At 70.6% G+C, this 14,239-nt stretch carries 10 protein-coding genes; 7 read left to right on the top strand and 3 right to left on the bottom strand.

Going from position 1 to position 14,239, the window contains the following annotated elements:
* Positions 1 to 184 precede the first annotated feature (184 nt).
* The gene (locus ACGFU7_RS31475) at positions 185 to 1,219 is read left to right on the top strand and encodes a cytochrome P450 (protein WP_393700298.1); all 1,035 of its coding nucleotides are present in this window, start codon (positions 185 to 187) and stop codon (positions 1,217 to 1,219) included.
* Here the strand turns inward: ACGFU7_RS31475 and treY are convergent.
* Together treY and glgX are read right to left on the bottom strand one after the other, a co-directional pair.
* Positions 1,179 to 3,575 (bottom strand): malto-oligosyltrehalose synthase, encoded by a 2,397-nt coding sequence (gene treY / locus ACGFU7_RS31470; RefSeq protein ID WP_393700297.1) that lies wholly within the window; start codon positions 3,573 to 3,575, stop codon positions 1,179 to 1,181. The two genes, ACGFU7_RS31475 and treY, sit on opposite strands and share 41 nt — an antisense overlap.
* A 102-nt stretch (positions 3,576 to 3,677) precedes the next feature.
* Positions 3,678 to 5,843 carry a glycogen debranching protein GlgX gene (gene glgX, locus ACGFU7_RS31465; RefSeq protein ID WP_393700295.1) on the bottom strand — a complete coding sequence of 722 codons (2,166 nt, stop codon included), beginning with the start codon at positions 5,841 to 5,843 and terminating at the stop codon, positions 3,678 to 3,680.
* A 356-nt stretch (positions 5,844 to 6,199) separates the two neighbouring features.
* On the opposite strand from glgX, the gene ACGFU7_RS31460 reads away from it, so the two are divergent.
* Together ACGFU7_RS31460 and ACGFU7_RS31455 are read left to right on the top strand one after the other, a co-directional pair.
* Positions 6,200 to 7,432, top strand: a complete 1,233-nt coding sequence (locus ACGFU7_RS31460; RefSeq protein WP_393700293.1) for an SAV2148 family HEPN domain-containing protein — start codon at positions 6,200 to 6,202, stop codon at positions 7,430 to 7,432.
* 106 nt (positions 7,433 to 7,538) lie between these two features.
* Entirely contained in the window at positions 7,539 to 8,267 is a 729-nt protein-coding gene (locus ACGFU7_RS31455) for a 3'-5' exonuclease (RefSeq protein WP_393700292.1), read from the top strand.
* A gap of 159 nt (positions 8,268 to 8,426) precedes the next feature.
* Here ACGFU7_RS31455 and ACGFU7_RS31450 read toward each other — a convergent pair whose 3' ends face one another.
* A complete protein-coding gene (locus ACGFU7_RS31450) occupies positions 8,427 to 9,293 on the bottom strand; it encodes a phosphotransferase enzyme family protein (protein WP_393700290.1) in 867 nt (288 codons plus the stop codon).
* A 125-nt stretch (positions 9,294 to 9,418) separates the two neighbouring features.
* On the opposite strand from ACGFU7_RS31450, the gene ACGFU7_RS31445 reads away from it, so the two are divergent.
* From ACGFU7_RS31445 to ACGFU7_RS31430, 4 genes are all read left to right on the top strand, one after another.
* Positions 9,419 to 10,369: a carbohydrate ABC transporter permease gene (locus ACGFU7_RS31445; protein ID WP_393700288.1), complete on the top strand. Its 951-nt coding sequence runs from the start codon at positions 9,419 to 9,421 to the stop codon at positions 10,367 to 10,369.
* Entirely contained in the window at positions 10,366 to 11,205 is an 840-nt protein-coding gene (locus ACGFU7_RS31440; protein ID WP_393700286.1) for a carbohydrate ABC transporter permease, read from the top strand. Before ACGFU7_RS31445 ends, ACGFU7_RS31440 begins: the two co-directional genes overlap by 4 nt.
* Positions 11,205 to 12,503, top strand: a complete 1,299-nt coding sequence (locus ACGFU7_RS31435) for an ABC transporter substrate-binding protein (protein WP_393700284.1) — start codon at positions 11,205 to 11,207, stop codon at positions 12,501 to 12,503. The genes ACGFU7_RS31440 and ACGFU7_RS31435 overlap by 1 nt, the downstream gene beginning before the upstream one ends.
* Positions 12,504 to 12,980: 477 nt before the next feature.
* On the top strand, positions 12,981 to 14,183 hold the full coding sequence (locus ACGFU7_RS31430; protein ID WP_393700283.1) for a S8 family serine peptidase: 1,203 nt from the start codon (positions 12,981 to 12,983) through the stop codon (positions 14,181 to 14,183).
* The last annotated feature ends 56 nt before the right edge of the window (positions 14,184 to 14,239 follow it).

Raw genomic sequence — 14,239 nt, 5'->3', positions numbered from 1 at the left:
TCAACCCCCGGTCGCCCACGGACTGAGCCCCGGCCCGACCGGGCCCCCCGTCGTCACCCGGCCCACCGTCACCCGGCCCGCCGTCACCCGGACGGTCGTACGCCGACTGCGCGACGCCCCCGTCGGTGATCCCCTGGTGAGGAACCGCGCCGCACACCGGCGCCCTGACGCCCCGGGGGTACCGATGCAGGCCGACGCGCCCGAGGGCATACCCGCACCGGACCTCCGCCGCCGGGCCGGCCGGAGGGCGCGCGGATCCCGCCCCGGCACCGGCCCCAGCCTGCTCGCACCCGGCGCCGCACACGACCCGTACCGGCTCTACCGCATCCTGCGCGAGGAATACCCGCTCAGCTACGACGCGCCCCTGGGCGCCTGGCTGGTCAGCCGGTACGCGGATGTGACCACGGCCCTCAGCGACCCCCGGTTCACCGGGTTCCCGCACGACGAGGCGCCCCGCGGTGGCCCCGCACCCCTCGGACTCTGCCACGGCAGCACCCAATGCACGCCCCGCAGACAGCGCAGAGCCGCGACCGGATCAGTGCCACGTCACATGGCCGAGCGGATCGAGCGGACCGCCTACGTGCTGGCGCACCGTATCGCAGGCCGCCAACAGGCCGACCTCGTCCAGGAGTTCTGCCGCTGGCTGCCCGCCGGTTCCGCAGCCGAAGCGGGCACCCGCCCGTACGCGACGCGACCGCCCCGCACCGGACCAGAAGGCACCGCCACCACACCCTGCACCCGGCACACCGGCCTCCGCGAGACCGCGCTCGCCTCCTTCCTCGCCAACCTGCTGGACGCCCCCGGCCTCCTGGCCGCCCTGCGCATCGAACCCGCCCTGGCCGTCCGGGCCTGGACGGAGTCGCTGCGCCGCGACCCGCCCGTCCAGATCGTGCTGCGCCGCACCGTCACCGAGGTCGCCCTCAGCGGCGGCAGGCTGCCCGCCGGAGCGCCCGTCGCCTGCCTGATCGGCTCGGCGGGCCGCGATCCGGCACGGTTCTCCGCACCCGACCTCTTCGACCCCTTCCGCTGCGACCAGGGCCGGTCCCTCACCGGACCGGCGGGCTGCCCGGCCGTCGTGCTCGGCCGACTGGAGGCCCAGCAGGGCCTTGGCGCCCTGCTCGACGCGATGCCCCGGCTCCGCTGGGCGGACGGATTCCGCCCGGCCGGCACCGGGCTGCTCACGCGCGGTCCGCGGGCCCTTCTCGTCCGGCCCGGCTGAGCAGCGCCACCGGCCGTTTCGCGAAGAGCTCGGCGAGCGCGACCGTGGCCCCGGTGAACTTCCGGCCGGGCGCCAGCACATCGGTCCACGGCCCGTCGTCCGGCAGCGTCAGCTCCGTCCCGCGCCAGCCGCCCGACTCCGCCAGCCGCAACGACAGCCTGGTCACCGCGGTGACCACCTCGCCCGAGCGGCAGAAGGCCAGACAGTGCGCGGCCGCCGGGCCATGGGCGCTCAGCGGGGCGTACGCACCCGACTCGCCGAACACCTCCGGCCGTTCGCGCCGCAGCCGCAATGCCGCCGCGGTGAGCTCCCCCTTCTCGCTCAACGCCCCGTCCTCGGACGGGGGGCGGAACGGCCGCCGGTTGTCCGGGTCGACCAGCGCCACGTACTCCCGTTCCGTGCCCTGATACAGATCCGGCACACCCGGCATCGTCAGCTGCACCAGTGCCGCGCCCAGCACATTGGCCCGTACGTAAGGGGCGAGCGTGCCCGCGAACCGCTCCAGAGCCTCGCGCACCGGACCGTTGTCCGCGGCCGGTCCCGCAGCGACGAAGTCCGTCACCGCCCGCTCGTACGCCGGATCGGGCTCGGTCCAGCTGGTGAAAAGTCCCGACTCGCGGACCGCTTTCAGCAGCGCGGGCTCCAGCCGGCCCGCCATCTCCCGGACCGGCAGCCTCGCGCAGCCGAAGGCCGTCTGCCAGGCATGCCAGGCGAGCTGCGCATCGGGAGCGGTCGCGGGAGTCACCTGCCCCAGCTCCGCCAGCAGCCGGGACCACTGCTCCGGACACTCGGTCAGCACCGCGACCCGGGCCCGTACATCGGCGCTCCGCTTGGTGTCGTGGGTGGTCAGCGCCGTGCCCGTGGCCGGCCAGTCGCGCGCCAGCCGGGCACAGAACGCATGGAACTCCTCCGGCGTCACCGCCGGCTGCCCGGGATCGCCGCCCACCTCGTTCGCCGAGATCAGCGGTACGTACCGGTAGAACGCCGTGTCCTCGACCGACTTGGCGCGCAACGCCGAAGCGGTCTGGGCGAACCGGGCGCAGAACGCCGCCTGGTCGGGCCCCTCGCCCAGCCGCCCCAGCGCCAGCTCCCGCACGACCTCGACGGCCGACGCCTCTTCCGGAACGGAGAACACCGCCTTCGCGTCCCGTACGGCCGCATCCGTGAGCGTCGCCTCCGCCGTCGCCGTGCGGGGCCCGCCGGCCGTCGCATACGGCCGGTACACGGGTACGCGTACGAGAAGTTCACGCACGGCGGTGTGCAGTGTCCACGGCGCGTGGTCGCGCAACGCGGGGTCCCCGGCGCAGATCCGTACGGCGAGCCGGGTCAGCAGCCCGGTCTCGGCGGCCAGCTCATGCGTCACCACCCGGTACGCGGCCCGCCGGACGGTCGACGTCCAGTCACCGCCGCGGTCCCCGGCGGGCTGCGCGTACTCCCGGTAGCGGCCGACCAGCTCCGCGGCGCCCATCGGATCGACGAAGAGGCCGTCGATCCGGTGCAGCGCGTCGTACCCGGTCGTCCCCGCGACGGCCCAGCCCGCGGGCAGCGGCTCGGTGCGGCCGAGGATCTTCTCCACCACCGTCCACCGTCCGTCGGTCGCAGCCGAGAGCCGCTCCAGATAGGCCGCAGGGTCGGCGAGCCCGTCGGGGTGGTCGATGCGCAGCCCGTCGATCACACCGTCCCGGACCAGTTCGAGGATCTTGCTGTGGGTGGCGGCGAAGACCTCGGGGTCCTCCACCCGCACCCCGATGAGATCCGAGATGGTGAAGAACCGCCGGTAGTTCAGCTCGGTACGGGCCAGCCGCCACCAGCCGAGCCGGTAGTGCTGGGCGTCCAGCAGTTCCGGCAGAGGCAGGCGGGCGGTGCCGGTCCGGAGCGGGAACTCCTGCTCGCCGTAGCGCAGCACCTCTCCGTCGACCCGGAACCTGCCGATCTCGTCGCCGATCCGTCCGGCCAGCACCGGCAGCAGCACCTTGCCGCCGCCCGCCGCCCAGTCGATGTCGAACCAGCGGGCGTACGGGGAGCCGGAGCCCTCGCGCAGCACCTCCCGCAGCGCGTGGTTGTGGCGGGGGACGGCGGCCATGTGGTTCGGCACGATGTCCACGACCAGCCCGAGCCCGTGCTCACGCGCCGTGCGGGCCAGCTCCCGCAGCCCCTCCTCACCGCCGAGCTCGGCGCGTACCCGGCCGTGATCGACGATGTCGTAGCCGTGTCTGGAGCCGGGCACGGCTTCCAGGACCGGGGACAGATGCAGATGGGAGACGCCGAGCGTGGCGAGATACGGCACGGCGTGTCCGGCGGCCGAGAACGGGAAGTCCGGCTGGAGCTGGAGCCGGTAGGTGGCGGTGGGCGTCATGCGCCGTTACGTACCCAGCCTGCGGGCTCTTGTGTCACGGAACGCCGCAAAGGGCTCGACCGGCGGTGTCGTCGATTCAACGGCCGGGCCGGCGGCCGGCACCTACGCGGGCCGCTGCAGCACCGCCATGCTCCGCCCGACCAGCGTCACCCGTTCGCCCGCCGACACCTTCGGCCCCGAGCCGGGAAGAACCCCGGCCGGACGGGCCGTGTCGACCACCACCAGCCACTGCCGGCCGTGATTCACCGGAACGGAAAACTCCAGCGTCTCGGCGCTCGCGTTGAACATCAGCAGGAACGAGTCGTCGGAGATCCGTTCGCCGCGCGGCCCCGGCTCCGAGATCGCATGGCCGTTGAGGAAGACCGTCAGTGCCTTGGCGTGCGCGGCCTGCCAGTCCCGTTGCTTCATCTCACCGCCCTCGGGCGTGAACCACGCGATGTCCGAGAGCTCGTCGTGCGTCCCCTCGACCGGACGGCCGTGGAAGAACCGGCGGCGCCGGAAGACCGGATGGTCGCGGCGGAGCCAGACCATCGCCCGGGTGAACTCCAGCAGACTGCTCCCGAGACCGTCTCCGTCCGCCGGATCCGCCTCGTCCGCGTCGTCCGTCGCGGCCTCGGCCGGGTCGGGCCAGTGCACCCACGACAACTCGCTGTCCTGGCAGTAGGCGTTGTTGTTGCCCCACTGCGTGCGCGCGAACTCGTCGCCGTGGCTCAGCATCGGCACGCCCTGCGACAGCATCAGCGTGGCGATGAAATTCCGCATCTGCCGTTCGCGCAGCTCCAGAATCTCCGGCTGGTCCGTCTCGCCCTCCGCGCCGCAGTTCCAGGACCGGTTGTGGCTCTCGCCGTCCCGGTTGCCCTCGCCGTTCGCCTCGTTGTGCTTGTCGTTGTACGAGACCAGGTCGTGCAGGGTGAATCCGTCGTGGCAGGTGGTGAAGTTGATCGAGGCGAGCGGCCGCCGTCCGTCGTCCTGGTACAGGTCCGAGGACCCCGTCAGCCGCCCGGCGAACTCGGCGAGGGTCCTCGGCTCGCCCCGCCACAGGTCCCGCACGGTGTCCCGGTACTTGCCGTTCCACTCGGTCCACAGCGGCGGGAAGTTCCCCACCTGGTAGCCGCCCTCACCCACGTCCCACGGTTCGGCGATCAGCTTCACCTGGCTGACCACCGGGTCCTGCTGCACCAGGTCGAAGAACGACGACAGCCGGTCCACCTCGTGGAACTGCCGGGCCAGGGTGGCCGCCAGATCGAAGCGGAAGCCGTCCACATGCATGTCCGTGACCCAGTACCGCAATGAGTCCATGATCAGCTGCAGTACGTGCGGCGACCGCATCAGCAGGGAGTTCCCGGTCCCCGTGGTGTCCATGTAGTACCGCTGGTCGTCCGCGAGCCGGTAGTACGAGGCATTGTCCAGGCCCCGGAAGGAAAGCGTCGGGCCCAGGTGGTTTCCCTCCGCGGTGTGGTTGTAGACCACGTCGAGGATCACCTCGATGCCGGCCTGATGCAGCGCCCGTACGGCCTGCTTGAACTCCAGCACCTGCTCTCCGCGGTCCCCCCAGGAGGCGTACGCGTTGTGCGGGGCGAAGAAACCGATGGTGTTGTAACCCCAGTAATTGGCCAGCCCCGCGTCCACCAGCCGGTGGTCCTGGACGAACTGGTGAACCGGCATCAATTCGATCGCCGTGACGCCCAGTTCCGTCAGATGGGCGATCACCTCCGGATGGGCCAGCCCCGCGTAGGTGCCGCGCAGCTCCTTCGGCAGCCCCGGATGGAGCATCGTCAGACCCTTCACATGGGCCTCGTAGATCACCGTGCGGTGGTAGTCCGTACGGGGCCGCCGGTCGTCGCCCCAGTCGAAGTACGGGTTGACCACGACCGAGGTCATGGTGTGCGGCGCCGAGTCGAGATCGTTGCGCGCGTCGGGCCGGCCGAACGGATAGCCGTACACCGCCTCGCCCCACTGGATCTGCCCGGCGACGGCCCTGGCGTACGGGTCGAGCAGCAGTTTGGCCGAATTGCAGCGGGCGCCGCGCTCCGGTTCGTACGGCCCGTGGACCCTAAATCCGTACCGCTGACCGGGCATCACCCCGGGCAGATAGGCATGGCGGACAAAGGCATCGGTCTCCCTGAGCTCCACCGCCGTCTCGGAACCGTCGTCGTGCAGCAGGCACAACTCGATTCGGTTGGCGGCCTCGGAGAAGACCGCGAAGTTGGTCCCGGCGCCGTCGTACGTGGCACCGAGGGGATACGCCTGTCCCGGCCAGACCTGCATAGGTTGACTCTTCCACTTCTGATCCGGGTGCCTGGGGCTTGCGGGCTGCTTGAGCCAGATCTTCCCCGAAAGAGGTGCGGCTACCTAGGACGTCGCGCGGTCCGGTCAACATCGGGCCTCTCCGTGTCGCCCGGAACCGGAATCCGGGGACCTGAGCCGGTCGCAGCCCCGGCACGAGGCCCCGGACGGGGTGCTTAATCACTATGAATCCGCTCACTACGGCAAATCTTGCCATCGGGAACGTGCCTGTGACATAGGGGAGTTGAGGAAGCAGCCTGTGCATCCGGCTGCACCGGCTCCCGCTCGCGGAGTACCCTTCCTTGATCGTTGGTGGGGGAGTGGAAGGCGGTGCGCGGGTGAGCTCGGGAGGGTTCGAGCTGCCCCCAGGTGACACAGGTCACGAGGGGGAATCCACCGATGCCCCGCCCGGGGCGGTCTCACTTGCGCAGCCCATGGAGATCGGCGCGGAACTGGACTGGGGAGCGGATGCCTGGAGCGAGGTGCGCACGCGCGCCCAGCGGGCCGGGCGTGCCTATATCTGGCTGAATCTCGTGGAGCAGCGGCTGCGCGCCGTGGTCGCCGCGGTGCTCCGGCCCATCTACGAGCCGGTCCACGGCGAGGACTGGGTGGTGGCCGCCGCCGGACCCGCCGGGCAGGAGTGGGTGCAGCGCGCCGTCGCCGTACGCGAGGTCTCCCGCCGCAAGGGCTATCTGCTGGACCCGGCCGACGACAACGTTCTCAGCTTCCTCACGCTGCCGCAGCTGCGTGAGCTGATGGTCCAGCACTGGCCGTGCTTCGAGCCGTACTTCGACGACCGGCGCGAGGTCGAGCTGGCGCTCGACGAGCTGGAGGTCGCCCGCAATGTGGTCTCTCGCAACCGCGCCCTGAACGAGGCGGTCCTCGCCCAGGCCGAGCGCGCCTCGGCCCGGCTCCTGGAGATCCTGGGCAGCGGTGCCGCGGTCCCGTCGGCCGACCGGCTCCCGGTCGACGCCGTCGAGGAGCTGGTCGGCGACCGGTACGCGGATGTGGTCTCCGTCCACTCCGACCGGGTGCGGCTGCAGCGCCAGCTGCCCGCCGAGAATCTCTTCGGCGGTTCGCGCCGTCTCGACGCGATCGGCATAGGACTCAATCTGCTGGTGCAGAACTTCTCCGGCCGCAGGCTGATCCGGCTCGCCGAGTCGGGCTGCCGGGTCCGGCTGCTCTTCATCAACCCGGCGAGCAGCGCGGTCAAGCGCCGGGAGCGGGAGCTGGGTCTCAAGAAGGGCGAGCTGAGCCGGTCGGTGGAGATGAACATCCTCCATATGCGCCGGGTCCGCTCCAAGCTCCGCGATCCGGGCGCCTTCGAGATCCATGTCTTCGACGAGACGCCGCGCTTCACGGCCTATCTGGTGGACGGCGACGGGACGGACGCGGTCGGGGTCGTCCAGCCGTATCTGCGGCGCGCACGCGGCATGGAGGCGCCCGTGCTGGTGCTGCGGGGCGGTGGGCGCGCGGTGGTCCGGGCGGGGCAGGACAGCGAGCACGGGCTGTTCGAGACGTACCGAGAGGAATTCGAGTCCGTGTGGACGGACTCCCGGCCCGTCTCCTGAGGGGCTGTTCCTGGGGGCCTGTTCCTGAGGGGCTGTCCGTCCGTTGTCAGTGGTGCATGCGAGGGTGGTCATCACCTGGGGGAGAGCACCACGAAGGAGGTACGGGATGAGCTGGCACCGGGAGGCGCTGGTCGGCTTCGACCTGGAGACGACGGGCACGGAACCGCTGGAGGCCCGGATCGTGACAGCCGCGGTCGTCGGAGTCGGCGGCAGGGACGGGGAGCCGGTGCGGCAGCGCACCTGGCTGGCGGATCCGGGCATCCGGATTCCGGCACAGGCCTCGGCGATCCACGGCATCAGCAGCGAGCGGGCGGCGGCGGAGGGCCGGCCGGTGCGCGAGGTGGCCGACGAGATCGCCGAGACACTCACCGGCTACTGGCGCCAGGGGGTGCCGATCGTCGCGTACAACGCGGCCTTCGACCTGACGCTGCTGACGGCCGAGCTGCGGCGGCACGGGCTGCCGTCGCTGAGCGACCGGCTCGACGGGGCCGGGATCGGGCCGGTCATCGACCCGTACACCATCGACAGGGCCGTCGACCGCTACCGCAAGGGCAAGCGCACCCTCGAAGCGGTCTGCGTCGAGTACGGCGTGGTGCACGGCGGAGCCCATGACGCGGGGGCGGACGCGCTGGCCGCGGTCCGGGTGGCGTACGCGATAGCCGAGCGGCACGGCTCGGTGGCCGGGCTGACCGCCGCCGAGCTGCATGAGCGCCAGGTGGAGTGGTATGCGCAATGGGCGGCCGACTTCCAGCAGTTCCTGCGCCGCAAGGGCACGGCTGACGCGGTGATCGACGGCCACTGGCCCCTGCGGGAGCCGGCCCGGGTGACCGGCTGAAAATTCAAGCCCGTCCGCCGCACGGATCTGCGACGGTGTCGGGCGAAAATCAAGCCCGTCCGGCGATCGAGGACATCTTTGAGCCCGTCCGGCGCTTGAGGACGAAACGGTCACCGGACGACCCCGGTCACCCGCGCCCCGGACCCGGTCATCCGCGTCCTAGAACGGATACCACCGCACCGCCGCGTCACCGTCGCGCAGCGACGCCACCCGGCGGCGGAACTCCGCGAGCGCCTTCGGATTGGTCGGCGCGTGCTGGGAGACCCACGCACAGCTGGCCGTCTCCCGTGCCCCGCGCAGCACCGCGCAGCCGTCCCATGCGCGGACGTCCCAGCCGTACGCGGCGGTGAAGGCGTCGTATGCCTCGGCCGCCAGCCCGTACCGGTCCCGGGACAGTGCGAGTACCACCAGATCGTGCTCGCGCAGATCCGCGGAAAAGGTCTCCAGATCGACCAGCACCGGCCCGCCCGGACCGACATGGACATTGCGGGGGAGGGCGTCGCCATGGATCGGCCCGGGCGGCAGATGGGGGACCAGCGCGGCCGCGGCCGCCGCGAAGCCGTCGCGGCGCTCACGCAGATAGCCGGCGTCGGCCGGGTCGATCGCATCGCCCGCGAGCCGCAGCCAGCGCTCGACCCCACCCAGCAGCTCACGGCGCGGCAGGGTGAATCCGTCCGGGGCGGGCAGTGCGTGGACCAGGGTGAGCAGGTGCGCCAGATCCTGCGGTTCGGCAGGGCGCACGGCGTCGGGCAGCCGGTGCCAGAGCGTCACCGGGTGGCCCTCCACCAGCCGCGCCCCGGGCTCGGCGGCCCGTACGGCGGGGACACCGGAGGCGGCCAGCCATTGAGCGACGGCCACCTCGCGCTCGGCCCGGTCCCGCAGCTCCGGGTTCTGCACGGCGTCCCGGCCGACCTTGACCACCAGGTCGTCCACGGCGAACACCGCGTTCTCACCCAGCGCGAGCAGCTCCGCGCCGTCGGACAGTCCGGCAGCGGTCAGCACCTCGCGCGCACGCATCTCGTTCATGGCTCCGATTTTCGCATCTGTGCAGGTTGGCTTGACGAACCGACGGCCCGTCAGCACGATGACGAGGGCCACCTGAGCGGCCAGAACGGTATGAAACCGATGGAATGACGCAAGGGGGCGAATTCATGACATTGGCGAGTGCAACCGTACGATCCGGAAGGCACGGTCCGCCCGGCAGTCCGCACGACAAGCAGACCCGACCGATCAACCGGAACGCTGGCACGTGGTTCCTGGTACTGCCCGCGCTGATCCCGATCCTGATCCTCAGCGTCGGCCCGCTCCTCTACGGCATCGCGCTGGCCTTCACCGATGCCCAGTCCGGCCGCACCCGCTCCACCCAGTGGGTCGGCGGGCTGAATTTCCAGGACCTGCTCCACGATGCCCTCTTCTGGGACTCGTTCCGGATCGGTCTGCTGTGGGCGGTCGGCGTCACCGTCCCGCAGTTCGTACTGGCGCTCGGCCTCGCCCTGCTGCTCAATCAGAATCTGCGGATGCGCTGGCTGGCGCGGGCGCTGGCGATCATTCCGTGGGCGATGCCCGAGGTGGTCGTCGGCATCATGTGGCGGCTCGTCTACAACCCGGACGCGGGCGTCCTCAACGAGACGATCCGCGATCTCGGCCTCGGCGACGGCCGGGACTGGCTCACCGGACTCGCCACCGCCCTGCCCGCCGTGATCGTCGTGGGCGTCTGGGCCGGCATGCCCCAGACAACCGTCGCCCTCCTGGCCGGACTGCAGAACACCCCGCACGAACTCCACGAGGCGGCCGCCCTGGACGGAGCAGGTGCCTGGCGCCGCTTCCGTACCGTCACCTGGCCGGTGCTCAGACCGATCGCGCTCTCCATCACCGCGCTCAACTTCATCTGGAACTTCAACTCCTTCGCCCTGGTCTACGTACTGACCAACGGCGGACCCGGCGGCCGCACCCGGCTGCCGATGCTCTTCGCGTACGAAGAGGCCTTCCGCTACGGACAGTTCGGCTACGCCGCGGCGATGGGCTGTGTGATGGTCGCGGTGATTTCCGTGATCCTCGCGGTGTATCTCGTCGGCCGGCTCAGGGGAGGCGAGGACCGGTGAGCCTGCGCAGCAGCAGATCCGCGCGCGCCGGACAGTACGTCGCACTGCTCGGCTATCTCGTCTTCCTGGCGTTCCCGTTCCTGTGGCTGATCTCCACCGCCTTCAAACCGGCGCGCGAGCTGGGTTCCCTGCACCCGACCTGGATCCCCGAGCATCCGACGCTGGACAACTTCCGCAAGGCATTCGACGAACAGCCGCTGCTCCAGGCCGCCGCCAATTCGCTGATCGCCGCGCTCTGTGCCGCCGTCGTCGCGGTCCTCATCGCCACGCCCATGGCCTATGTCATGGCCCGCCACCGCTCCAGGCTCTCGACGGCCACCACCGGATGGGTCGTGGTCAGCCAGGCGTTCCCATTCGTCCTGCTGATCATTCCGCTCTTCCTGGTCCTGAAGAACCTCCATCTGATCAACACCCTGTGGGGGCTGATCATGGTGTATGTCGTCTGGGCGCTGCCCTTCGCGCTGTGGATGCTGGTGGGATACGTACGGGCCGTGCCCGCCGAGCTCGAAGAGGCCGCCTCGGTCGACGGTGCGGGCCGGCTGCGGACGCTCGTCTCGGTCACCGCCCCGCTGCTGGCCCCCGGCATCGTCGCGACCGCACTCTTCGCGTTCATCACCGCATGGAACGAGTTCTTCTTCGCGCTCGTCCTGCTCAAGACACCGGAGAAGCAGACCTTGCCGGTCGTACTGACCCACTTCATCGGCGCGGAGGGTGCGGCCGATCTCGGGCCGCTCGCCGCCGCCGCGTTCCTCGCGACCCTTCCCTCGCTGGTCATCTTCGCGATCATCCAGCGGCGGATCGCGGGCTCCATGCTGGCCGGGGCGGTGAAGAGCTGATGCGCGCATCCGTACGGACGGCGGCCGCCGCCGTGGCCACCGCGCTGACCATGCTGCTCACCGGCTGCGCGGCGACGGGCGACGGCAGGGACGACAACGGGCGGACCGAGATCAGCTTCCAGTCGCTGGCCTGGCAGAAGGAGTCAGTCGACGCCAACAAGCAGCTGGTGAAGGAGTGGAACGAAACCCACCCCGGCATACATGTCAACTACGTCCAGGGCAGCTGGGACACCGTCCACGACCAGCTGCTCACCTCCTTCGAGGGCGACGAGGCTCCGGACGTCATCCATGACGCCTCCGACGACCTCGCCGACTTCGCGTACGGCGGCTACCTCGCCGATCTGCGGACGCTTCTCCCCGACCGGCTGACCGCCGACATCCCGCAGCAGAGCTGGCAGACGACCACCTTCGGCGACGGCGTCTACGGAGTGCCGTTCCTCCAGGAGCCCCGCGTCCTGATCGCCAACACCAGGATCCTCAAGGAATCGGGGGTCCGTATCCCGACCCCCGACAGCCCCTGGAGCTGGACCGAGTTCCGGCAGATCACCAAGGAGCTGACGGGCAAGGGGAGATACGGCGTCGCCTGGCCGCTGAAGGAACCCGTCTCCGTCACCCTCAACCTCGGGCTCTCCGCCGGCGGCCGGCTCTTCCACCCCGGCGCCGACGGCAAGGTGACCATCCGGGCGGGCGAGGGCGACCAGATCGTCCCCGGCACCATTCACGACCAGGTCAACACCGACCACAGCGCCGCCCGCACCGCGCTCGGCATGGGCGGCTCCGACACCCTCCCCGGGTTCTTCGGCGGCAAGTACGCGATGGTTCCGCTCGGCTTCTCGTACCGTCAGCAGGTCGTCGAGCAGGCCCCCGAGGGCTTCGAGTGGACAGTCCTGCCCGCCCCGGCCGGCAGCGGGGGCCTCGCCCAGGGGGTGAGTCCGCAGACCCTGTCCGTCTCGGAGGCCAGCCCGCACAAGAAGGAGGCCGCGCAGTTCATCGACTTCCTGCTCCGGCCGCAGAACATGGTGCGTCTCGCCAAGGGCGACTGGATGCTCCCGACCGGCACCGCGGCCCTCGCGGACCCGGCCCTGCACACCGACAAGGACGGCTGGTCGACCGGTGTCGCGGTCGCGAAGGAGCTCCGGCCGGCGCCCGCCCAGTCGGTCCGCGGCTACCCGGAATGGAAGGACAAGGTTGCCACCCCCGCCCTCCAGGAGTACTACAGCGGGGCGATCGGCGAGAAGGAGCTGAGGAAACGTCTGGTGGACGACGGGAACCGGGTGCTGGCCCGGTATCAGCGCTGAGGCACCCCGAAACCACCTGCACGAGACGTCTCGTCCAGGGGGCAGTCAGGAGGGGCTCGCCGCCGGAACCCCGATGGTCGCCGTGCCACAGGCCGTCGACCGGTTCGGCGGGAAGCCCGGCCTCATCGAGGCCGGGCTTCCCGCCTGACGGGCGGGGGCGAAACCAACGGGGGCGGAATCAAGCCGTCTCCTCGTCCGCCCGGGCACGCCGGCGGGGTTCGCCTTCCCCTTCGCGAAGTGCGCCGGTCGTCGTTGCGGGAGCGGCAAGCCCCGTACGTGTGACGGATGTTGCGGCGACGGTGCCCGACTTGGGTACAGCTGGCCGGTTTCTTATTACGAAACCTTGTTGAGTAAGTCACAGCCGTATGAAGGTCTTGATCTGGGCGCGTCAATGGGCGAGGGTTTCGAGCCAACCCCCGGAGATTTTCCGGCCGGGGGTCAATCCCCCCACAAAGAATGACGAGGAGACCCCTCTTCATGGCGATTCACAAGCGCGCACGTCGGATCAAGCTGACCGCGGCGATAACCGCAGTGGCCGCAGCGGCCGGAGTCACCCTGCTGGGCACCTCCCTGGCCGGCGCCGCACCCGCTCCCGCGACGGGCACCGTCTACGGTGCCGACGCGGCGACCGCCGTCTCGGGCAGCTACATCGTGATGCTGGACCAGAAGGCCGACAAGACGAAGCTTGCCAAGGAGTACGGCGGCAAGCTCAAGCGGAACTACAACTCCGCCATCAACGGCTTCTCCGCCAGCGGCCTTTCGCTGACTGAGGCCAAGCGCCTCGCGGCCGACCCGGCCGTCTCCAAGGTCGTCCAGAACAAGAAGTTCCACATCGACGCCACCCAGGACAACCCGCCGTCCTGGGGGCTGGACCGGATCGACCAGACCGAGACGGCCGGCGACAACGCGTACACCTACCCGGACAGCGCGGGCGAGGGCGTCACCGCGTACGTCATCGACACCGGTGTCCGTACCACGCACAGCGAGTTCGAGGGCCGGGCCAGCTCGGGCTACGACGCCGTCGACAACGACGACAGCGCCGACGACGGCAACGGTCACGGCACCCACGTGGCGGGCACCATCGCCGGTAAGACCTACGGGGTCGCCAAGAAGGCGAAGATCGTCGCCGTCCGGGTCCTCGACGACTCCGGCTCGGGCACCACCGAGCAGGTCGTCGCGGGCATCGACTGGGTGACCGCCAACCACGAGGGCCCCTCGGTCGCCAACATGAGCCTCGGCGGCGGCGTGGACGAGGCGCTCGACTCCGCGGTCCAGAAGGCCATCGCCTCCGGAGTCACCTTCGCGGTGGCCGCCGGAAACGACTCCGCCGACGCGAGCGAGAGCTCCCCGGCCCGCGTCCCGGAGGCCATCACGGTCGCCTCGTCCACGGTGGACGACGAGCAGTCGTCGTTCTCCAACTACGGCTCGATCGTGGACATCTACGCTCCCGGATCGGACATCACCTCGTCCTGGAACGACAGCGACGACGGCTCCAACACCATCTCCGGTACGTCCATGGCGACCCCGCACGTCGTCGGTGCCGCCGCCGTCTACCTCTCCGGACACCCGGACGCCACCCCGGCGGAGGTCGCCACGGCGCTGACCGACGGGGCCACCCCCGACGCGATCTCCAACGCGACCGAGGGCACGCCGAACAAGCTGCTGAAGGTCGTTGAGTAACCGACCCCCGCAGCCGTGACCGGGCAGCAGAAGCCCGGCACAACGCAATCGGCGGC

Source organism: Streptomyces sp. NPDC048473, assembly GCF_043200155.1.
Taxonomy (GTDB): Bacteria; Actinomycetota; Actinomycetes; order Streptomycetales; family Streptomycetaceae; genus Streptomyces.
The sequence above is the reverse complement of the archived record's forward strand: the minus strand, read 5'-3'. Positions and strand labels throughout refer to the sequence as shown.